We start from the raw sequence: 23,112 nt of genomic DNA, 5'->3' as shown, positions 1-23,112 counted from the left end.
ATGAGACTTGAATTTATAAATAGGGTTAAAGAGAAAGAGGTTTTAGGAAAGAGTATTCTTACCAATGATGGAGGGGTTCTTTTAAGAGCAGGAGTACAATTAAGTGAACAATATATATCAAAGCTTAAAACATTAGGTGTGTTATATGTTTATATAGAGGACGAAAGATTAGATGATGTTATGATGGAAGATGAACGTCTTGTTAAGTTAAAACAGGTTGCTATGAAGAATATGGCTAAAATAATTAAGAACATTCATGCGGCTAATAAGGCGGAAACTAGAGATTCCTTTAGAATTGTAGAAAATCTAATAGAATATATAATTGATGCAGGCGATGTAAATAAAAGCTTATATGATATACAGACATATGATAATTACACATATGTACACTGCTTAGATACAGGTATTATGTCCGCTTTTTTAGGGGTATCTATGAATTTTAGTGAGTGTGAATTAAAGGGATTAGGAATTAGCGCAATACTTCATGACATTGGTAAGACTAAAATATCTAGTAAGATTATTAATAAAAAAGGTTCTTTAACAGATAAAGAATTTTTAGAAATAAAGAAGCACCCTATATATGGTAGAAAAATATTAGAAAATAATATACAAATACCAACGGATATACTTAAGGCAGTAGAACAACATCATGAGAGAGTTGATGGTAGTGGATACCCATATGGTTTATCAGGAAATCAAATTTCAAAATATGGTAAAGTAGTTTCTATATGCGATGTTTATGATGCCATTAGTAATGATAGGAGCTATAGAAATAAATTCAGTCCCAATGAAGCATATGAGATGATTTTGGCGGGAAGCGGAAAAATGTTTGATGTAGATATGGTACAAAATTTTAAAGATACTTTTGCCATTTATCCCCTAGGTTGCTGTGTTAGACTTTCAAATAGTATAGAGGGATACGTAATAAAGCAAAATAAAGGATTTCCAGACAGACCTATTATAAGAGTTTTATATGAGATAGAAACGCGAAAAGGAATACCTTTTTATGAGATTGATTTGTTGAAGCATAGTGATGTTGTTATTGAATCTGTAGTGTGAAAATAACAATGACAGAAATTAAATTTACAGTTATAGATACTTATGGAAATAAAGTGTTTATAACTGTAATTTTTTCTTTACATATACCATAAGAATGTTGGAGGATAGAGTATGAAAAAAGAAGAGTTTAGTAAGTTTCTTATAGATATGATGTCTAGACATTATGAATATAATATTACAGAATTAAGTTCAAAAGATGGTAGGAATACTTTTTGGGGAATACAAAAAGAGAAAAATGGAATAAATCGATGTTTGGTTTTTTTGAATAAAGATAATATTAGTAATGTAGATACAAATGAGAGTCAACAAGAATTAATTAAAGTACTTGTGTTAAATAAAGAGAATGAAAAGGAAGAAATCAAAGTTCAAGATAAGGATATAAATAAAATTATAATAGTCGATGAAGAAAAAAATAAATTAGTGTATTGTCCGCAAGAATTAGAAGAATTTGGTGCTCAGATGTACAGTATACTACAGTATAATGAAAAGGTGGAAAGTGAAAAAAGAAAAGATAAGAAATCTATAATAACTATTTCTTTGATTAGTATTAATGTGCTTATGTACATAATAACAGCTATTTTTTCGCGTAATATATTAGATAGTGATATTAGAGTTTTGATATATTTTGGTGCTAAAGTTAATGAGCTTATAAGTAGAGGTGAATATTATAGACTTGTTACAGCTATGTTTTTACATGGTGGACTTGTGCATTTAGTATTAAATATGTATAGTTTATATGCTTTAGGACCTTTAGTAGAAAAGGTTTATGGAAAGATTAAATATATAATAATATATTTTGCAGCAGGGATTGTTTCTTCAATTTTTAGCTATTTATTTTCAGAAGGAGTTTCAATAGGAGCTTCAGGTGCTATATTTGGACTTCTTGGTGCAGCCTTAGTTTTTGCATTTAAAATGCGAGATAGAATTGGAAAAGGTATGGTTACAAATATACTTTCAGTTATAGGAATAAATATATTTATTGGACTTACTCTGCCTAATATTGATAATTTTGGACACTTAGGAGGAGTAATAGGTGGGATATTAGTATCTTTAATAGTAGAAAGTAAATTTATTAAGTGAATAATTGATAATGAATGAATTTTTTCTTACAGAAAAACTTAAATGAAAAAAGAACATAAAAAGACCCTAGATATAGAATTTATCTATATTTAGGGTCTTTTCTTTTATTATTTTAAATGTAGTATCAATTGTTAACTATTTCATCAATATCTGAACTGTATAAGGTTTCTTTTTCTATAAGTTGTTTTGACAACTCTTCTAAAATTTCTTTATTTTCACAAAGAAGATTTTTAACATCATCATATAAAGTATTAACAATATTTTTGCACTCTTTTACAATATCCTGTTTATTTGATGTGGATAGATCTCCTATTTCTGAAAGAGTTAATAAGCCTAAAGAGTCTCCCATTCCATAAGAGGTAACCATATTAGTAATTATATTTGTTGAGTGTTTTAAGTCGCTGTATGCACCAGTAGTTATTTTATCTTTTCCAAAAATGATTTCTTCGGCAGCTCTTCCGCCAAGAAGTACCATTATTCTTTTTTTCAAATAATCCTTATTTTGATACATTTGGTCTTGTGGGATACTTAAAGTATAACCACCAGCACCTTTTGTACTTGGAATAATAGTAACTTTGGAAACCTTCTCTTCTGGAAGGAACTTTGCAGATACTAAAGCATGTCCAGCTTCGTGATAAGCAGTGATTTTCTTATCTATATCTTTTATATGATCTCTGTTTAATTTTTCATATCCTGCTAAAACTATAGAAAAGGCTGTATCAAAGTGGTTATTTTCTATATGATCACTATTTTCTTTGCAGGCAAGAATTGCGGCTTCATTGACTAAGTGTTCAAGCTTTGCTCCTGAGAATAATGAGGTTTTTTGTGCCCATTCTTTTATATCAATATCTTTAGCAGGTTTATTTTTAAGATGTAGTGATAATATTTTTTCTCTTGCAGCTACGTCGGGAAGAGCAACTTCTATGTGTCTGTCAAATCTACCAGGTCTTAGTAATGCTGCATCAAGCATGTCTAATCTATTTGTAGCAGCCATTACAACAATACCATCTTTTTCATTAAAGCCTGACATTTCTGTAAGAAGAGCATTTAATGTTTGATCTCTTTCATCAGAACCACCGCTTCCAGCAGAACTGCTTCTCTTTTTTCCTATGGCATCAATTTCATCAATGAATATTACTGCTTTTCCGTGAGTTTTAGCTTTTTTAAATAATTGTCTTATTCTACTAGCACCAACCCCTACATACACTTGTATAAAATCTGAACCAGACATGGCATAAAAAGGAACTCCAGCTTCACCAGCAATAGATTTAGCCAGTAGGGTTTTACCAGTTCCAGGTTCACCGTGTAATATAATTCCTTTTGGCATACGTGCACCATAAGCATTATATTTTTCAGGATTTTTAAGAAAATCTACTATATCTTTAACGCTTTCTTTTGCTTCTTCATTTCCAGCAACATTTTCGAAAGTATAACCAATGTCTTCTACTGCACTTGTATCTAAAGAATCAACAGAACGAAGACCTTTTGAAGCTACCTTTGAATTTTTTAAAGCCATTACAAGAATAGCTATTACAGAAACACCCAAAAGAACAAAAGGTATAATCTCAATAGGAGAAACATAAGATTGTTCAGAAACCTTTACTCCATCACTTAGAAGAGTTTCTTTGAACTTATCACTTCTAGGATTATCAGTTTCATAAATGCTTCCATCATTAAGTTTAACCTTAAGATTTGGAGAATTTGTATAATATACTACTGAAATCTTATTGCTTTTCACATCATTCATAAATTCTGTATAAGATTTTGAACCTGAAGATTTATAGGTTATGGTAGTGATTATAATAAGTACAATAGATACTATAGCTGTAATTATTGGAATCAAGATATATTTGTTTTTTCTTTTATTCACCCAATCATCCTTCCTAATATAGTATAAGTTTCAATATATTTTAAATTTATTATGTCAACCTAGGTTTTCATTATAATAAATTTATAAATGGATGTCTAATAAAAATCATAAAATTTGCTAAAGTAATTTATGTAAAAAGGGTATAGGAAAAGATTTATTGTGTTAATTTAAATTATTGTGTATACTTTACTTGAATTGCTAAATTATTCTAAGTTGGGGGGGAGATGTTCTTAAGCGTTTAGAATAAACACTTTAGGAACAAAAGATATATGAATATTTCTGATATAAGGGTTAAATTGACGGAAAAAGACCTGCTGGGAATGATAGCGGAGAATGTGCAGGTTGATGGGTTAAAAATAGAAAAGATTGAAATAAATGAATTGTTAAAAGTAGAAGGTTATTATACTAAAGGATTAAGAATAGGTTTTTCTGCAGCTCTTGGTTTTGGAAGTGTAGAAAATAATATATTAAAGTTCAGGTTATTTAATCTTAAAGTGGCTAAAATACCTATATGGGTGAAAATCGTAAATTTTGCGCTTAAAAAGCTTCTGAAGAATTTTAAAAGTATGGGAATAAGTATAGAGAAGGATACAATATATTTAAATTTCACTTTATTATCAAAATACATACCAGCTGTAGAATTTACTATCAGAAGTATTACTGCATTAAAAGGTGAATTAGAGGTTGAAATTGAAAATCTAATTTATTCTGAAGCTAAAAAAGCTGTATCTTTAGACGAACTTAAAGATAAAATAAGTAAAAATGCAGAAGGCAGAGGACAGGAAAATAGTAATGATGAAAGTAAGAATTCTTGTGATAAAGAAGTGTCTGGTAAGAGTGAAATAATGATTGTAAATAAAACAGAGGACACTTACTCGAAGATAAGAGAAGAAGTAGAGGATAAGTTTCCAGAAGAATATAAGGATTTTGCAAAATATGCTATGCTTATCCCAGATATAATAGTTCTTTTATATAGACTTATGAAAGATAATAGAATTAAACCTAAAACAAAGGCTTTAATTGGTGCAGCAGTTGGTTATCTAGCGCTGCCTTTAGATATTTTACCAGATTCTATACCTATTATAGGGCAATTTGATGATGCTGGAATAGTCTTTTTTGTTTTGGATAAGATTATAGAGGATATACCAGAGTATATTATTTTAGAGCATTGGCAGGGCAAAGATGATATTATAACTAAGGCTAGGGAAATAAAAGAATTTTCTTATAGTGTGATAGGAAGGAAAAAAGCTATAAGTGTTTTAAGTGGAATATTTGTAGTCTCTAAAAAAGTGATACATAGAAAAAAGAAGAGAAAAAGAAAATAAGTTTAGAAAGTTTAGGAGAAGATGAACTATGGCAAAGAAGATATATGCTATTAAGGAAGGATTCGATTTTGAGAATAATACAAAGGTTGAAGATAAGATAGTTTATTCTTGGAACGAGTGTTTAAAATATGTTAAAGGTGTTAAGGGCGCTAAATACAAGAGTTTTACTTCTATGGAAGAAGCAGATGAATATTTAAATATGGGAAGTGGATTTCTTAAAAAAGGAGTAGATGAGTATCCTCTTGATAAAATACAGGCGTATATTGATGGTAGTTATAATATTGCTACAGAAAAATATTCTTATGGTTTAGTAGTTGTAAAGAATGATGTTATTCTTCACATTGAAAACGGTGCTTCAGAAGATAATGCAAGCAAGGCTATAAGACAGATAGCTGGTGAACTTAAAGGATCTATTAAGGCTTTAGAATATGCAAGAGACAATGGTATAAATGATTTAATTATAATTCATGATTATGTTGGAGTGTGTTACCATGCTACAGGTTTTTGGGAAAGAAAGGAAGAATCGTCGAAAAAATATTACGAGGATTTTAACTGTCTAACTAAGTCGAATGATGTAAATGTAACTTTTGTTAAAGTAGATAGCCATACTGGAGATTTATATAATGAAATTGTTGATGAATTTGCTAAAAAGGCAATAAATGTACCGCTTAAAGGGGAAACTAAAAAGTTATTAAAGAGTAAAGAATTAAAGGTTAAAAATGAAGCTTTAAAAGAAAAAATGATAGAAATAGTAGGACTTGAGACTGCATCAAATATAATTGTTGAGGAAGATGGATTAGAGGATACTGTTTTAAGAGAAGAAAGAAATACTATTAAAGAGGAAATTGAAAAATTGAAAAAGCTTACGAAGGAAGAGAATAGTTTTTTAATAGATTATATAAAGAAAATGGATGGTAAATTAAAAGATGAACTGATTTATTATCTTATAAATAATGTTTAATATTTTAAAATTTGCACAACATATAGGTAAAAGTAGTTAACAGAGGAGAGTTAATAATGCTATTAATACATAAACTTTTAATTAACTATGACCTACTAACTGTAAACTGCAAACTAAAATAAGGGGTGTGAATAAATGAAGGCAAAATTTATAAGAGGTATGACTACAGGTGCCATTATTGGAGTAACTGCGGGTATGTTATTGGTGCCACAAATGAATAGAAGCACAAGAAAGAGACTAAGAAGAGGCAGCAGAAACATGTTAAATACAGCAGAAGATGCATATGATACTTTTATGAATTGGATGAGATAGATATTAGATAAAAATGAGGGGAATTCAATATATTGTAAAATTTTGAATTCCTTTATTTTTTTTTAATTGTTTTCAAAATATACACTATTTTTTTTGCAGAATATAAATGAAATATGTTATAATGAACTTATTATTTACTGAATTATTAAATGTTATTAAATGTATTAATTATATTTTGGCAAAGGAAGAGGTATTTATGGAAATATTGTCTTTAGGAGAAAAAATTAAGAGAAGAAGAAAAGAATTAAATATGACATTGAAGGATTTAGCAGGGGATAGAATAACTCCGGGACAAATAAGCTTGGTTGAATCAGGTAAGTCGAATCCAAGTATGGATTTGTTAGAGTATTTAGCAAGTACACTTAACATTTCTGTAGAATATCTTATGGAATCGGAAGAGACTCAAGCTGAGAAGATATCTATTTATTTTCAAAATATTGCAGAATCACATATATTAAATTATGAATTAAGTTTAGGAGAACAGTATATAGATAATGCTCTGTATTATGCAGAAAAATTTAAATTAGAATACAGAAAAGCTAAAAACTTATTTTTAAGAGGAGAAATATATACATTAAAAGGAGAGTTAGGACTAGCTCAACAATATCTTTTATCTGCTAATGTAATATTTATAAAGGAAAATAGATTTGAGGATATTATAAATACGTTTTTAAAGCTTGGGACAATTACATTAGATATGCAGGCATATCATGCTGCATGTAGTTATTTTCAACAGGCAGAAAAGGTGTACAGTGATAATAATTTGGTCAATGATTTTTTAATCGGACAAATTTATTATTATATTGCTAACACATATTTTAAGTTAGAAGATATAGAAAAGGCTATAAATTATTCATATCTAGCTAATGCTAAATTAAAAAAAGTTGATAATAAACAAGAATATGCTAAATCTCTTTTATTATTATCAGAAGAATATAGTAAAAAAGGAGAGATGGATAAAGCAATAAAATATTCTAATGAAGCTTTAAAGCTGTTTAAAGAGATTGATGATTTGAAATATGTATCTCATATTGAGAATAACTTAGGAAAATTATTTTCTGAATTTGACAATTTAGAAGAATCCTTTGAACATTATCATAAGGCTAAAAAATTAAGAAAACAATATAGAGATTCAAAATATATAGAAACTCTTATTAATATATGCGAGAACTACATTAAATTAAAGGATCTTGATAGATCTAAAGAAATTTTGAAGGAAATATTGGACAACACTGAAAATGGAGGTAAGTTAGCTTTGCTTAACTATTATCTTCTAAAGTATAGAGTGGATATACTTGAAGAAGATTTAGCAGAAGCAGAAAATACCTTGATACTAGCATTAGAATATGCAAGAAATATGGAACTTACTGACGAGTATGCAGAGATTTCTATTTTAGTTGGTAAATTTTATGTGGATAATGGAAAAGATAAAGAAGCTGCTAAATATTTAAATGAAGGTGTTGAAGCATTTAAAAGATTAGGGGTTTTGAAATAGTGTAATATTGGATGGGTGATGCACATGGAAGTTTTATCTGTTGGAGAAAAGATAAAAAGAGCAAGAATTTATAAAGGATATACATTAAAAGATGTATGCGAAAATGAAATTTCTGTTTCAAAACTTAGTTGTATAGAAAATGGAAAAGTTAATCCTGAGGATTGGGTTTTAGAATTTATTTCACAAAAATTAGAGTTAGATATTACCTATTTAAAACAGGATGTAGAAGAACAAATTAATGTAAACATAATGAATTTATTGGACAACAATAAAAGCGAGGAATATCTAGTTGAACTGCAATATAATTTGGAATTAGCAGAGCGATATAGTTATTATAATCTTGCTTTACACATTATGCACTTAATATTTGAGTATATGTTAGAAAATAGTGAGATTAAAGATATACAAGAAAATATAGGAAGATATTATGACCTGAGTAATAATGCTACTGTTGAAAATAAAAAATCTATATATTATATGGATATTGCAAGATATTTTTATAAGAATAAAGAATACTATCAAGCTATTAATTACTTTAGGAATGTAAGAAGAAACTTAGTGGATGGTAAAGATAAAGATTTTAATATGCTTGCAGATATTATATATTATGAAGCATCAGCGTATAATACACTTCATGAGTATAATAGTGCTTATGAAGTTGCGAGAAAGCTAAATGATTTATTTGAATATGTAGAGGATGAACTTAAAAAGGCTAAAATGTATCATATGATGGCGATTCTTTCTCTAAAGTTGGATACAGGTAAGTTTGAAGAATATGAAGCTAAGGCTTATGACATGTATAAAGATAATAGTGAACATAAATCTACAGCTATATATAATTTTGCTTCTGCTATGTTCCAAACAGATGTAAAGGATAAGGCTGTGGAGTATGTTAAGAAAGCGGTTGAAATATATCCTAAGGATAATCAGGAGAAATTAGTTGAGTTTATGCTTACATGTACTTCTGAACTTGTAGATAATAAAGCTATAGAAGTAGCTCAAGAGTTAAGTGATGATGTGTTGAATCGTGCAATAAATTTAGATAATATTAGATTTATTGAAAAAGCATATTATTTAAAATCTAAGATTTTATTAGAACGAAATAATTTGATTTCGGCTGAAATGTATATGAATTTATCTCTTGATTCTCTTGCTAAATTTGGCAGTAAAAAAGAAGTTTATGATAGATATATGGAAATGGGTAAAATGTATCATGAGATGGATTCAGTAAAAGAATCAATAAAATATTTTTCTTTAGCTATGTCGCTTCAGAAAAAACTTTAAAAAGCCGTAAGGCTTTTTATTTTTTAGGGGACGGTTCTCAATTTTTTTCTTAGTAAAAATTGAGAACCGTCCCCTTATCTTGTTTAAATTCATTAAATTACATTGAGTTATTTTAAAAGAAAAAGTACATTATAGTTATGTAGGAATAAATAAAGAGGGTGCTATGTATGGCTAAATTTAGGGGAAAATCAATAATTCTGATACTTATTATAATTTTAAATATGTGTTTTAGTTATAATTTTGCTTCAGGATTACCTATATTTAGGAATAAAGATAAAGAAAATAAAATCAGATATAATGAGAAAGTATATCCTAAAGCTGTATATTTAACTTTTGATGATGGCCCTTCAATAAATAATACAAAAAAAATAGTTCAAATTTTGAAGGAAAATAATGTGAGAGGGACTTTCTTTATAATTGGAGCTTTAGCAGATGAAAATTCTGAAGTTTTTCAGGAATTATATAAAAATAATATGTGCATTGCTGTTCACACATATTCTCATGATTACAAGGAAATATATAAGAGTCCAGAAAGTTATATGGAAGATTTAAAAAAATGTAATGATGTGATTAGAAGATCTATAAAAAAAGAACCTGTTTCTTATATAAGAATTCCAGGAGGAGCATATAATAAAGTTTCAAATGGGAATACAATGAAGAAAATTAGGGAGATGTTAAAAGAAGAAAATATAAATTACGTTGGATGGAATATTTGCTCTAATGATGCTTTGGGTAAAAATGTACCAGCTTACAAAATTAAAAATAATGTTATAAAGCAAAGTAAGAAAATAAGTGAGAAGAGCAAAATATTAGTTGTACTTATGCATGATTCTTATTATAAAAAAACAACTGTAGAAGCGTTGCCAGACATTATAAAGTATTATAAAGATGAGGGATATGTATTTAAAACCTTTGATGAAATTATAGCTAGTGAATATGAGGAATTAGTAAAGAGTAAAATTGTAAATAAATGATAAGTTGAACCGCTAAATTTAGTTAATAAAAACTAATTCAGCGGTTACTTATTTAATATATAATTAATTTAACCTACTGTACCATTTCTCTTTTGATAATAAATTCTTTTGCTTTAAGTTCATAGGTATCATCTAAAGGAGGCAATATGAAGTTACCATATTTATTTTTTAGAGCAGTTAGCAGTAATCTATCTGCAAGTTCTGGATTTTTTGATAACAATGAACCATGAAAATAAGTACAGTAGGTATTTTTATATATGCAGCCTTCATATCCATCTTCGCCGTTATTTCCGTAGCCAGTCAAAACTTTTCCAAGGGGCTTTAAATTACCTATATAGGTTTTCCCTGAATGATTTTCAAAACCTACATAGGTTTCTTTAAAATCTTTATTATATATTACAGTATTACCAATAAATCTCTTATCACCTGATTTGGTATATATATCTAAAGCATTAAGTCCTTCGATTTCTTCACCAGAAGGAGTTACGTAATATTTTCCAAGAAGTTGATAACCACCACAGATTGATAAAAATACTTTGTTATTTTCAATGTATTGTTTTATCTGATTTTTTTTATTTTTCTTTAAATCTTTTGAAACAATTGATTGCTCATAATCTTGACCACCTCCGAAAAATACAATATCGTATTTTGAAGAATCAAAATCGTCATTTATAGAAATGTTAAATATATTTGTTTTAATTCCACGATTTTCAGCTCTATATTTCAGTATTAAAATATTACCTACATCTCCATAAACATTTAGTAAGTCGGGATACATGTGACAAATATTAAGTTCCAAAATATCACCTCCAGAGTATATGGATAACAATTACTCTATTTTATTAATAGTTACTTTTAATAGTAAGTTTTTATTATCACTTAGAAAGCTATTACCACAATTTTTTTATGTAGCCTTTATTATTTAAAAATTTTCTAAAGCTAGTCATAGCTGTATAAGTAGCTAACATATATATCATAGAACCATTACAGTTTTCGATATGATTTAAAAGACAGTCATAATTATCACAAACAGAAAAAATTTCTTTACTGAAGCCAGCAACTTTAAGTCTTACTCCCATGTCATATAAACGTATCCCTGACACCATTATATTGTCAATTTTTACAGAATTTAAATTTTCGAAATTTACATCCCAAATCCAAGAAACATCTTTTCCATCAGCTGAATTATCATTTAAAAGTAAGGCTAAACTTTTGTTTTTGTCATCTAAATTAATGGAATTTAAAGCTTCATCAAATCCAGCAGGATTTTTTACCAAGATTATTTTTATATCTTTGTTGTTTATCTTTACAACTTCCTGACGTCCAAAACTACAGTTAAGATTTCTAAGAGAATTGTAAATAACAGAATCAGAAATTTTTAAAGCTTTTGAAGTACTAAAGGAACATAAAGCATTATATATGTTATATGTACCAGATTGATTTATTAAATATTCCTTGTTATTGATTTTTACGATAGAGCCACCAGAGGTCAAAGAAATTATTTGATTAATAAAGAAATCTAATTCAGGACGTTTATATCCACAACTTTCACAATAGAAATCTCCTAAATGATTATAAGTTATGAAATTATAGTTGTAAGGATGTTTGCAGACTTTGCAAAATTTTGCATCGGCATTTAATGAAAGCTCATTTTTAGTGTCTATTGGAGTTTTAAAGCCATAATATAATATTTTATTTTCTAAATCTAATTTTCCTAAAAGTGATTCATCACCATTTAAAATCAAGGTAGAGTTGGGCGTTTTTTTTACTCCTTCTAGAATTTTTTCTAAAGTTGTATATACCTCACCATATCTATCTAATTGATCTCTAAAAAGATTTGTTATGGTAATAATTTTAGGTTTTATATATTCTGTTATGTATTTTACATTAGCTTCATCTACTTCAATCACAGCATATTTATTTTGGGTTTTGTCACCAAATTTGTAGTTTTTAATGAAACAGGATATTATTCCTGTATACATATTGGCACCAGTATGATTGGTTATTACATTCTCACCATTATTCTTTAGTATAGTATAAATCATATTAGTAGTTGTTGTTTTGCCATTTGTTCCAGTAATTAATATTACACTATAGTTTTTTGCGAGTTTACCTAAGATGTTTTTATCAAATTTTAGAGCGACTTTTCCTGGGAAATTTGTTCCGCCTTTATATAATATTTTAGATAAATACATAACAAATTTTGAAGAAATTATTGCTAAAATGGATTTAATATTAATAAATAAACACCTCCATCCTATTAAAGAATTATGTACTAAATTTATAAAATTTATACTAAGGGTATTAATAAGATTTTATCATGTATTCATCTAAATGGAAATATTTTACTGTTTGTCATTCTTATATATAATATTTTGTTTTTCTTCATTATTGAGTAGTAAAAAACAAAAAAGCCATAAACTCTTAAAGAAAAAAATAAGAATTTTGGCTTTTTTACTCTTGATATGACGTTAAGTTTTTTGAATAAAATTTATTAATTTAACATATGTTAGTAGTTATTTATTTTTTATGAAAAGTATAGATTAATTAGGGTGTTAATTTTCCACTTTTATATTATGGAATTCACCATCAATTTTAAAATCTAAATTAGAAGATATTTTATTGATTTTTGCAATAAGTGAAGCTTTTTTATCTCCCTTAAGAGGGGTTGGACAGTAATCGTTCATATAATTTACTGATGAAATACTACATGGTATTACTTTAAAATCATAAGAATTAAATTTATCATTAGTAAAATTAAATTTAACTTGTACAATCATTGTATCTTTATCACGAGGATTCTTGTTTCCTCCAAAACAGAAATTACCTAAGCTGTAGCATATAAGTCTACCTTTGTATTTTTCTATTCCTTCAATTACATGAGGATGATGTCCAATAATTAAATCAGCTCCATTATCAATTGCGTGATGGGCAATTGTTTTTTGTGATTCAATAGGGTAATAGCTGCCCTCTTTACCCCAATGTAAGTTTATTATTACAACATAATTTTCTGATTTTAAAGATTTTATATCATCTGCTAGTTTTTTTAGAAATTTATCGCTGCTGTAAAAACCTCTATATCCTAAAAATGCTAGTTTGATTCCTTTTACTTCTGTCTTCCAAATATTACCCTCGCCAAAGTATGGTACATTTACAGTCTCTAAAGCTTTTTTAGTGTCTTCAAAACCTTTATCTAGATAATCATATATATGGTTATTTGAAAGATTAACCCCTTCAATACTTCCATGAGTTAAGATTTTAGCGTAATTAGTAGGAGCTTTAAAGGTAAAACTCTTGCTTGCTTTTGCCTTAGAATCTGTAAAAGTTCCTTCTAAATTTGCTATAGTTATATCATCATTTTTAAATATTTCATATACATTTTTGAAGAAATAAGAATAATCATTATTATTCTTTTTAAATATGTATGGCAGTGAGTTTTCATAGGCATATTTATCATCACGTCCCAAAGTACAATCTCCAACAGAAGTTAATAAAATTTCAGAATGAGTTTCTTTTGGAGGTTCTTTTTTTACTTCCTCTTTTGGAGGAGTTTCCTTTGGTTTTTCAGCTTCTACAATTTTTTTATTAGAGGAATTATCAGTATTATTTTTAGCTTTTAAACTGCTGATCCAAAATCCTAGAGAGATTATTATAACTAAAGTAAGTGTAGAAATTAGGGTGAAACGCAGTCTGTTTTTTACTTTTACTCTTCTTTTATTTTTTCTTTTCAATTTTACGCCTCCTAATCATAACATTAATGAGAAATAGTTTTGATACTATTCAACTAGATTATAGTATAACTTAAATACAAAATGTTAACAATAAAATGAAATTTTTCTTTTAATTTGTTTAAAGAAAAGTAATTTTGTAGCTTTTTTTTTAGAAGTTTGTTAAAATAGAACATAAAGTGTTGATAAGAGGTGAATTGAATATGAAATTTGATATAAATTTTAATAAAGAAAATTTAAATAAAAAAACTATAGTAAGTGCGGTTGGAGCAGTTGTCTGTTTAGTAGTAATTATTGCACTTTTTGCAACACGAAAAGGTAATCTTGTTAAGAAAAATGTACAATTAGAAGCAAAGGGACAAGAATATTTTTATTCAGGAGAATATGATAAGGCTATAGAAGAATATAACAAGATAAAAACCGAGAACTTAGAAGATGAAGATAGAATATTAGCTTGGAAAAATATAAAAATAGCAGAAGCATACTCAGTAAAGGGAGATATTAAAAATTCACAAAAACACATAAAAATTGCAAAGGATTCTCAAAGTAAAGAAGATGAAATAATAAATAATATAGTTTTTACTGAATTCATGAATGGAAACGTAGAAGAGGCATTAAAATACGGTGAAGAAGCTTTAAAATCTAATTCTCAAAATAAAAAGTTAATAAAAACTATGATAGCGATTTACAGATCAAGTGGTAAAAATGAAGAAGCTGAAAAGTTAGTAAAATCATACGCTGTAGATAAAAACTCTGCATATGACATGGCAGAATATTCAAGATTGCTTATGTTAATAGATGATATGGATGGAGGATTTTCAGAGCTTAAGGAAGCCTGGAATGTAAATAAGGACCAATATAAAATTTACGATGTTTTAGCTCAAGTTTCCGTTTACAATAGAGATTTGATTATTAAGAGCATAAAAAAATTACAGGAAAACAATCCAGAAGATATAGCATATAAGATGTGGCTTGCAAAAGTATATTCTTTAAGTGCTGAAGATTCTAAACAAGCTGAAAAATTGATAAATGAACTTAAGAATAAGGAAGTTGGAAAAATAGAAATAAAGTTAATTGAGGCTTCGGTACTTCAGAATTTAAAGAAATATGATGAAGCTAATAAATTGATTGATGAAGTAATAAAAAATAACAAGGACGATTATAGAGTATTTCATACTGCTGGATGGTTTTATTTAAAGAAAAATGATTTAGACAAGGCAGCAGAATATTGTAAAAAATCTATTGAAAAGAATAAGAATTACCCAGATAACTATGCATTTCTTATGCCAGAAATTTTAAAGAAAAATGATAATAGCACAGCTTCAGCAGCATATTTTAGAACAGGAATGCTGAAGGAACCATATAATTATAATATTATAGGAAATGCAGCTAATTACTACTGGTATCAAGCACAAAATTCAGAAAAAGCTTTAGAATATTATAAATTGGCAAGTAACATTAAACCTTCTGAACCAGAAATAAAATATAATATTGCGTTGATTTATTTTAATGCTGAAAAGGATAAAGAAGCGGCTGAAGTTTTAGAAGAGTGTGTAAAATTAAAGGAAAATTCGATAAAATATCATAGAACCCTTGGTACTGTTTATCTTACTATGGGTAAATCAGATAAGGGTATAGAAGAAATAAGAAAAGCGTATAAACTTAATAAAAATGACATATTAACTTTAAATAATGCAGCATGCTATTATATTATGTATACAAATGATTTCAACAGAGGATACTATAATTTAAAGCAAGCAGTTGCAGGAATTGAAGAGGATATGGATGAATATACGAAAAAAGTAATCAAAGATAACTATGACAATGTTAAGTCAATTATTGATAAGATTGAAAAAGGAAAAGGCAATGAATCTATAAAAGTACCTGATTTCAGACTTTTATACTAGGGACGGTTCTCAAATTTTAGTTGGATTTTTTATAGAAAAAACACACTGTGAATTATATAAGACAGTGTGTTTTTTATTGTATATATACTTTTATATACTCATAGAAGATTGTCTATAATTGCCAAGTATATCGCTTACTGATGATACCGTTACAAAAGCATTCGGATCAGTATGTTTTACAATTTTTTTTAGTTTGCTTAGCTGATTATTTTGTATGACAACATAAATAATTTTTTTATTTCCATTAGAATAAGCACCTACAGCATCAATTATCGTAATTCCTCTTAATAACTTACTTTGAATTTCTGAAATTATTTCTTCAGGAGATTCACAAATTATCATACATTGTTTTGATGACGATATACCTTCTTGAAGAGTATCTATTGACTTGGTTCTTACAAAACTCATTATAAGAGCGTACATGACAGAGCGAGGACCTAAAACTATTGCTATGAATAAGTAAATTAATATATCTTGAATTAATAAGATATTGGATATAGATAATGATGGGAATTTATTATTAATTATTTTAGCTGATATATCAAATCCACCTGTAGAGCCACCAGCCATAAAGATTAAAGCTATACCAATTCCAATAGTAATACCGCAGAATATAGAAGATAACATAACATCTTGTGACATTATTGATTTTAAATTAAAAGGGATAAGAATCAAATTAAGATAATCTATAAATATCGAAGATAAAAAAACAATAAGTGCACTCTTAAAAGCGAAATTCTTACCTAGTAATTTATAACCAAATATAAATAGAGGTAGATTTACAAATATAATTGTTAATCCAACTGGAAATTTAAATAAGGAATTAAAACAAAGAGCAATACCTGTTGCCCCTCCAGAGCCTATATTTGCGGGTATTAAAAATATAGATGTACCTACGGAGTATAATAAACATCCCAGAAATAAAAGGCAGTATTCTTTTGTTGTTTGTTTCATATTTGAGTACCTCCTTAGTAGTGGGTTTGCAGGTTTAATTAAAGCGTATATACTATATCATAAAAGTGTATATACTTACAAGAAAAAATGGTGAGAATAGGGGACGGTTCTCAAATAATTCTATAAATAAAAATAAATCTTAGATAATGAAATTTTATATTACTAAAAGATTAAGCTGTTTTATACTTTAAAAAATTTATAATTATATCTTGATATGTGCAATCCTCATGAATTAATTTATAGCCTTTGTAACAAAGTTGAGATACAGTGGAGAGACTTATATTTCCTAAAATATTGGATATTTTAGAAAGTTTTAAATCACATAAATTATGCATTAGAAGTACGCATAATGCCCTATAAGTAGATGATTTGTGATTATATTTTAAGTGTATATCTGTTTCATTGAAATTATATGAATCTGCTACATATTTGATAATTTCTTTAGGAGTAAAAGTTCTTGTTATAGGCTTTACATAACTTTTATAATTTGTAGGTATATTTTTAAATTCTAATTCTTCAATTGATAGATTATCAATATTTTCATTGGTTCTGGATTTAACAAATTTAAAATAACGATTTGTAGCCAAAATTGGATCAGAATTAAAGTGATTTACTATAAACTGTGAATCTACTATATTAAGGATATTATTTTGTTTTCCTAAATATATTCCAAAGCTTGAATATTTATAGTTTTCAACACAATTTTTATATCCTTTTATATCTTTAGGGTTATTGTGTATATATGCAGACATACACATAATAGAAACATCATTGGTAGCTATTTTACTTTTAAATCTATCTCCAAATACATGGCCAGTTCTGTGATATTTTTTATTATAATATTGAGCATAACATTGATTAATATTATGCATGAAGCCACTTATATCAGCTCCATTAGAATCAATTAATAAATGTGCATGAGTATCCATAAGACAAAACGCATAAAGTTTGAACATATGGATTCCTTTATACTTTTTAAGTAACTTTAGATACTTATCTTTATCTTTATTATCTCTAAAAAGATTAAAATCACTTATGCTTCTCATCATAACATGATATATTGCTGTGGTAGATTTTAATCTAGCTGTTCTTGGCATAGTTATCACTCCTTAAATATAAATACATTTAATTATTGACCAATTAGTTAGTATTTAATCAACATTAAATTTGTTTTATAAAGACAATAAAAAGATAAGAACCGTCCCATAGTTTTTTATTGATAGTGCAGAGCGAAGAAGTCGCTTATAGCCTAAATTATATAAATATGAGTAAGTGATTGGAAATAGATAAGTGGGGAGTAGTAGCAAATGTTAAATAGCAAGAATTGTTTTTAGAAATAAAATAAAAAATATAAGGTAAAATATTTAATATTTGAAATGAGGTAGGTATATAATAATAGATTTACATTGTCATACTAAAAAATCGGATAATTATATGGAAATAAATGATATAATTATGTTTGCTAAGAAAAAAGGGATTACTCATTTGGCTATAACTGATCATGATACAACAGAGGGCATAGAAGAAGCTACTCAATTAGGAAAAAAGTTGGATATAGAAATAATACCTGGTATTGAGATTTCAGCCTATGATTATTATAAAGATAGAAAAGTTCATGTTTTAGGTTATTTTATTGATCCAAATAATGAAATGGTAAAAGCATTTTGCACACCAATAAATGTAAGACGAAATTAAGAATCAAAAGCAATAGTTGAACAAATAATAAAATGTGGATTTAATATTACTTGGAATGAAGTAAAAAAACTGTCTTTAGGTAGTATATGCGTAAATAAGAAGCATATAATGCATGCATTAATAGAAAAAGGATATTGCAATAATGTATATTGCGGTATTTATGAAAATATTGTACAACGTATTCAGAGTATATCTGTAAAGTATGTTGATGTGGAAGAAGCGATAAAGGTTATTAAAATAGCTGGAGGAGTACCAGTATTAGCTCATCCAGGAGTATTTGACAATTTTTCTGTGGTTCTGATTTTCATGGAGTCTACGGTTTTAGTGAATCAACAATAGGATGCAATGAAGTGAGCAGTAGAACTATAAATCAGATAAAAGAAAGAGTAGAAAAAATAAATTGTAAATTAAGAGCAGTTTAATACTATATTTTTATTAACTTATTTGCAGCTAGTAATAGCTGCTTTTATGTTTGAAAAGACTATATTAATAAGTATATGTACATGTTTAATAGATACTTATATAAATGAACTAGATACCAGGCTATTTGTTACTAATTTGATAACTTTTAGATAAAATAAAGTGTTAAGATAATTTGTAGTATAAGTAGTGATTAAATTTAAAAAGTTAAATTCAATAAATATTAGGAAAGGTGTAACATATGGAAAAAGTGAGAAATATAAGTATAACTATGTTGGGGGTAATATATGTTATATATTATTTTTTATTAGTTATATTTGGAGGAAAAATAAGTTTTTCAACATTTTGGTTAATGCTTGCAATTGTTATGTTTTTGATAGGTATGATTAAAAAATTAGAAAAAAATAAAAAAATCAAAGTTAATAAAAGTGTGAAAAAAATATTTACAATATTAGTTTCGCTTGGAGCAGTCTCTTTTATTATTATAGAAGGGTTTATTATTGCGTCAGGAAGCAATAATAAATTTAAGCAAAGTGATTATTTATTAATTTTAGGAGCGGGGTTAAGAGGAGAAAGAATGTCATTAGCTTTAAGCCAAAGAATGTATAAAAGCTTAGAATATATAGACAAGTATCCAGATGTTAAAATCATAGTTTCAGGTGGAAAAGGACCAAGAGAGTATATAACAGAAGCAGAAGCTATGAAAAGATTTTTAGTAAAGCATGGAGTTGATGAAAATAACATTGTGAAAGAGGAAAAATCAACTAGTACAGCTGAAAATATAGAATATACCAAAGAAAAGCTTAAACAAATTGATGGTAGAACAGATATAAAGATATCTATTGTTACAACTAATTTTCATATGTTTAGAGCACAATTTCTTGCTAAAAGAGTTGGATTTGATACATATGCAGTACCAGCAAAACTTCATTTTTTACTGATACCTAATTATTATGTACGTGAATATTTTGCTGTTATTAATTCTTATATTTTTGATAGAATAGGGGACGGTTCTCGAGTTTTGAATAAAACTTGAGAACCGTCCCCTATGTTTACATAGAAAGAGACTTTTGTTTAAAATTACCTTGAATATCATTTACTGATGATACTGCCACAAAAGCAGTAGGATCAATACGATTAACTATGCTTTTAAAGTTATTTAATTGAAATTTTTGAATAACGACATATACAAACTTTCTATCAGTATGAGAGTAGCAGCCTTCAGCATTAAGTAGAGTTACTCCTCTTCCAAGTTCATTTTTTATAGCTTCAATAATTAAATCAGGTTTTTTGCATATAATAATACATTGTCTTGAAGAAGCTATTCCTTCTTGAATAGTATCCATAGTTTTAGATCTAATGAAACTCATTATAATTGCATACATTACTGAGTGAGGACCTAATGTTAGGCCTATAAAAATATATATAACTATATCTTGGGCAAGTAAAATTTTAGGAAGCTGCAGGTTTGGGAATTTACTTCTGATAATTTTACCAGATATATCAAGACCACCAGTTGATGCTCCATTCATAAATAATATTGCCATTGCTATGCCTGAAATAACTCCACAAAATATTGTCGCTGTTAGCATATCACCAAGGGGTTTAAATGAGAAATGTGAGTTTAGAAAATCTATTAGTAAAGAAGAACTAACCACAATTATTCCACTTTTAATAGCAAACTTCTTACCTAAAAGACTATAACCGAAAATGAAAAGAGGAATGTTCATAATTAAAGTAGTAAAACCAATAGGAAATTTAAATAAAAGATTTAATCCTAAAGCGATTCCAGTCAAGCCTCCTGTACCAATTTTATTTGGTACTAAAAATACTGAAACATAAATTGAAAAAAGTACACAGCCAAGGAATAATAGTACTATTTCCTTAAATAAATTTTTCATAATATTTCTCCTCTTAAAATATATTATTTATAATTGCCTTAAATTCGGTTTAATAGTAGCATAAATTATATTATTACTCAAAGTGTATTTTCCTACATTTATAGAGGTTTTTAGGCTGGAGTAGTAAACTAATAGATTTACTATAGTTTTGGAACAGATTAATTAAAAATGCTCTTGAATTATGCATGGTTGAAAGTTATTGACGGAATTAATTCAAGATTACCAAAAGTAAACAATTTCAAGTAGGTAATATTCTTAAAATTAAGAAAAAATTATAGAATATTAAATTTAGTTATAGGTAAACTTTCATAAAAATTACAAAAATGAGGGGACGGTTCTCAACTTTTTTATGCTAAAAAGTTGAGAACCGTCCCCTTTTATATGTTATAATATTTGAGGAGTTTGACGGAAGATAAAAAAAGTTTAAATATGGAGGAAAAAGAATTATATGATAAGTACAAGCAGAGTGAGTTTAAGGTATGGTGACCGTAAGTTATTTGAGGATGTTAATATTAAATTTACTCCAGGAAATTGCTATGGGTTAATAGGAGCTAATGGTGCTGGTAAGTCTACTTTTTTAAAAATACTTTCAGGAGAAATTGAGCCTAATACTGGTGATGTAATACTTGGACCAGGAAAAAGAATGGCAGTCTTAAAACAAGATCATTTCCAATTTGATGAGTACAAAGTCTTGGATACGGTAATAATGGGACATGCTAGACTTTACGAAATTATGAAAGAAAAAGATGCTTTATATGCTAAGTCAGATTTTTCAGATGAAGATGGAATAAAGGCAGCTGAACTTGAAGGCGAATTTGCTGAACTTAATGGATGGGAAGCAGAATCAGAAGCAGCCACTTTATTAATGGGATTAGGTATAGGCGAAGAACTTCATGAAAAGCTAGTGAAGGATATAAGTGCTATGGAGAAGGTAAGAGTACTTCTTGCTCAAGCACTATTTGGACATCCAGATGTATTGCTATTAGATGAGCCTACTAACCATTTAGATTTAAAATCAATTAATTGGTTAGAAGACTTCCTTCTTGATTTTGAGGGGACAGTTGTAGTTATTTCCCACGATAGACATTTCTTAAATAAAGTATGTACACACATTGCAGATTTAGATTTTGGGAAAATACAATTATACGTTGGTAACTACGATTTTTGGTATGAATCTAGCCAATTAGCATTGGAAATGGCTAAAAATCAAAACAAGAAGAGAGAAGAGAAAATAAAAGAACTTCAGACATTTATTGCGAGATTTAGTTCAAATGCATCTAAAGCAAAACAAGCAACTTCTCGTAAAAAACTTCTTGATAAAATAACTTTAGATGATATAAAACCATCATCAAGAAGATATCCTTTTGTAGGATTTAGTCCGGATAGAGAAGCTGGTAAAGATTTATTAAGTGTTAAGGGATTAACTAAAACAATTGATGGAGAAACAGTTCTTAACAATATAGATTTCATTATAGACAAAGGTGATAAAATAGCTTTTGTAGGAGAAAATGAAATTGCTAAAACAACATTATTTAAAATTTTAATGGGTGAAATGGAGTCTGACAGTGGAGAATATAAATGGGGCGTTACTACATCACAATCATATTTTCCAAAGGATAACTCAGAATTTTTTAATAATGTAGATTTAAATTTAGTTGATTGGCTTCGTCAATTTTCTGAAGAAAAATCAGAAAGTTTCATTAGAGGTTTCCTTGGAAGAATGCTTTTCTCTGGAGAAGAAGCACTTAAAAAAGTTGACGTGCTTTCAGGAGGAGAAAGAGTTAGATGCATGCTGTCTAAGATGATGTTAAGTGGAGCAAATGTTTTAATTTTTGATGAACCTACTAACCACTTAGATTTAGAATCTATCACAGCTGTTAATAATGGAATTATAAAATTCCCAGGAACAATTTTATTTACTTCTCATGACCATCAATTTGTACAAACTGTTGCTAATAGAATTATTGAAATTACACCAGATGGAGTAATTGATAAGAGAGTTACCTATGATGAGTACTTGGAAATGAGAAAAAGCTTATAAAAATTATATAAACTAAGGAAGAAATGATTTTTAAATGTTGACTTTTGATTATATTTAGTGAATTACGCTGTCACAATTTAATATCATTTCTTTGCTTTTTGTAATA

Annotated in this window: 20 protein-coding genes; 13 read left to right on the top strand and 7 right to left on the bottom strand. The window is 27.8% G+C overall.

All coding sequences use genetic code 11. The features are described 5' to 3' along the window. Together OXH55_RS10010 and OXH55_RS10005 are read left to right on the top strand one after the other, a co-directional pair. A complete protein-coding gene (locus tag OXH55_RS10010; protein WP_268049797.1) occupies positions 1–1,059 on the top strand; it encodes an HD-GYP domain-containing protein in 1,059 nt (352 codons plus the stop codon). 111 nt (positions 1,060–1,170) lie between these two features. After that, on the top strand, positions 1,171–2,139 hold the full coding sequence (locus tag OXH55_RS10005; protein ID WP_268049796.1) for a rhomboid family intramembrane serine protease: 969 nt from the start codon (positions 1,171–1,173) through the stop codon (positions 2,137–2,139). A gap of 124 nt (positions 2,140–2,263) precedes the next feature. Here OXH55_RS10005 and OXH55_RS10000 read toward each other — a convergent pair whose 3' ends face one another. Further along, entirely contained in the window at positions 2,264–4,009 is a 1,746-nt protein-coding gene (locus OXH55_RS10000; RefSeq protein ID WP_268049795.1) for an ATP-dependent metallopeptidase FtsH/Yme1/Tma family protein, read from the bottom strand. 269 nt (positions 4,010–4,278) lie between these two features. On the opposite strand from OXH55_RS10000, the gene OXH55_RS09995 reads away from it, so the two are divergent. The 6 genes from OXH55_RS09995 (at position 4,279) to OXH55_RS09970 (ending at position 10,360) form a co-directional block, all read left to right on the top strand. Further along, the gene (locus OXH55_RS09995) at positions 4,279–5,334 is read left to right on the top strand and encodes a YkvA family protein (protein WP_268049794.1); all 1,056 of its coding nucleotides are present in this window, start codon (positions 4,279–4,281) and stop codon (positions 5,332–5,334) included. Between the two features lie 28 nt (positions 5,335–5,362). Continuing rightward, positions 5,363–6,295, top strand: coding sequence for a ribonuclease H family protein (locus OXH55_RS09990; protein ID WP_268049793.1), 933 nt, complete (start codon positions 5,363–5,365; stop codon positions 6,293–6,295). A gap of 135 nt (positions 6,296–6,430) precedes the next feature. Then, a complete protein-coding gene (locus tag OXH55_RS09985; RefSeq protein ID WP_268049792.1) occupies positions 6,431–6,607 on the top strand; it encodes a YtxH domain-containing protein in 177 nt (58 codons plus the stop codon). Between the two features lie 196 nt (positions 6,608–6,803). Beyond that, complete coding sequence (locus tag OXH55_RS09980) at positions 6,804–8,102, top strand: helix-turn-helix domain-containing protein (RefSeq protein WP_268050074.1); 1,299 nt, start codon at positions 6,804–6,806, stop codon at positions 8,100–8,102. 24 nt (positions 8,103–8,126) lie between these two features. After that, complete coding sequence (locus OXH55_RS09975) at positions 8,127–9,386, top strand: helix-turn-helix domain-containing protein (RefSeq protein ID WP_268049791.1); 1,260 nt, start codon at positions 8,127–8,129, stop codon at positions 9,384–9,386. A 167-nt stretch (positions 9,387–9,553) separates the two neighbouring features. Continuing rightward, a complete protein-coding gene (locus OXH55_RS09970) occupies positions 9,554–10,360 on the top strand; it encodes a polysaccharide deacetylase family protein (protein ID WP_268049790.1) in 807 nt (268 codons plus the stop codon). Between the two features lie 73 nt (positions 10,361–10,433). Here the strand turns inward: OXH55_RS09970 and OXH55_RS09965 are convergent, their stop codons facing one another. The 3 genes from OXH55_RS09965 to OXH55_RS09955 all read right to left on the bottom strand — a co-directional run bounded on the left by OXH55_RS09965 (position 10,434) and on the right by OXH55_RS09955 (position 14,091). Further along, positions 10,434–11,159, bottom strand: coding sequence for a type 1 glutamine amidotransferase (locus OXH55_RS09965; protein ID WP_268049789.1), 726 nt, complete (start codon positions 11,157–11,159; stop codon positions 10,434–10,436). Positions 11,160–11,250: 91 nt separating this feature from the next. Continuing rightward, a complete protein-coding gene (locus OXH55_RS09960) occupies positions 11,251–12,555 on the bottom strand; it encodes a MurT ligase domain-containing protein (RefSeq protein ID WP_268049788.1) in 1,305 nt (434 codons plus the stop codon). A gap of 360 nt (positions 12,556–12,915) precedes the next feature. Further along, positions 12,916–14,091: a CapA family protein gene (locus tag OXH55_RS09955; protein WP_268049787.1), complete on the bottom strand. Its 1,176-nt coding sequence runs from the start codon at positions 14,089–14,091 to the stop codon at positions 12,916–12,918. A 200-nt stretch (positions 14,092–14,291) separates the two neighbouring features. Between OXH55_RS09955 and OXH55_RS09950 the strand changes: the two genes are divergently transcribed. Beyond that, the gene (locus OXH55_RS09950; protein ID WP_268049786.1) at positions 14,292–15,995 is read left to right on the top strand and encodes a tetratricopeptide repeat protein; all 1,704 of its coding nucleotides are present in this window, start codon (positions 14,292–14,294) and stop codon (positions 15,993–15,995) included. Between the two features lie 90 nt (positions 15,996–16,085). Here OXH55_RS09950 and OXH55_RS09945 read toward each other — a convergent pair whose 3' ends face one another. Together OXH55_RS09945 and OXH55_RS09940 are read right to left on the bottom strand one after the other, a co-directional pair. Beyond that, entirely contained in the window at positions 16,086–16,949 is an 864-nt protein-coding gene (locus tag OXH55_RS09945; RefSeq protein WP_268049785.1) for a YitT family protein, read from the bottom strand. 170 nt (positions 16,950–17,119) lie between these two features. After that, entirely contained in the window at positions 17,120–18,046 is a 927-nt protein-coding gene (locus OXH55_RS09940; RefSeq protein WP_268049784.1) for a transposase, read from the bottom strand. A 292-nt stretch (positions 18,047–18,338) separates the two neighbouring features. On the opposite strand from OXH55_RS09940, the gene OXH55_RS09935 reads away from it, so the two are divergent. The 3 genes from OXH55_RS09935 (at position 18,339) to OXH55_RS09925 (ending at position 20,100) form a co-directional block, all read left to right on the top strand. Then, complete coding sequence (locus OXH55_RS09935) at positions 18,339–18,644, top strand: PHP domain-containing protein (protein WP_336296772.1); 306 nt, start codon at positions 18,339–18,341, stop codon at positions 18,642–18,644. 108 nt (positions 18,645–18,752) lie between these two features. Next, a complete protein-coding gene (locus OXH55_RS09930; protein WP_268049783.1) occupies positions 18,753–18,983 on the top strand; it encodes a hypothetical protein in 231 nt (76 codons plus the stop codon). A 322-nt stretch (positions 18,984–19,305) separates the two neighbouring features. After that, positions 19,306–20,100 (top strand): YdcF family protein, encoded by a 795-nt coding sequence (locus OXH55_RS09925; RefSeq protein WP_268049782.1) that lies wholly within the window; start codon positions 19,306–19,308, stop codon positions 20,098–20,100. A 16-nt stretch (positions 20,101–20,116) separates the two neighbouring features. Here OXH55_RS09925 and OXH55_RS09920 read toward each other — a convergent pair whose 3' ends face one another. Further along, on the bottom strand, positions 20,117–20,965 hold the full coding sequence (locus tag OXH55_RS09920; protein ID WP_268049781.1) for a YitT family protein: 849 nt from the start codon (positions 20,963–20,965) through the stop codon (positions 20,117–20,119). Positions 20,966–21,413: 448 nt separating this feature from the next. Here OXH55_RS09920 and OXH55_RS09915 point away from each other — a divergent pair, with 448 nt between their 5' ends. After that, complete coding sequence (locus OXH55_RS09915; RefSeq protein ID WP_268049780.1) at positions 21,414–23,006, top strand: ABC-F family ATP-binding cassette domain-containing protein; 1,593 nt, start codon at positions 21,414–21,416, stop codon at positions 23,004–23,006. Positions 23,007–23,112: the final 106 nt, after the last annotated feature.

This window comes from Clostridium ganghwense, assembly GCF_026735165.1.
Lineage (GTDB): Bacteria > Bacillota > Clostridia > Clostridiales > Clostridiaceae > Clostridium_H > Clostridium_H ganghwense.
The sequence above is the reverse complement of the archived record's forward strand: the minus strand, read 5'-3'. Positions and strand labels throughout refer to the sequence as shown.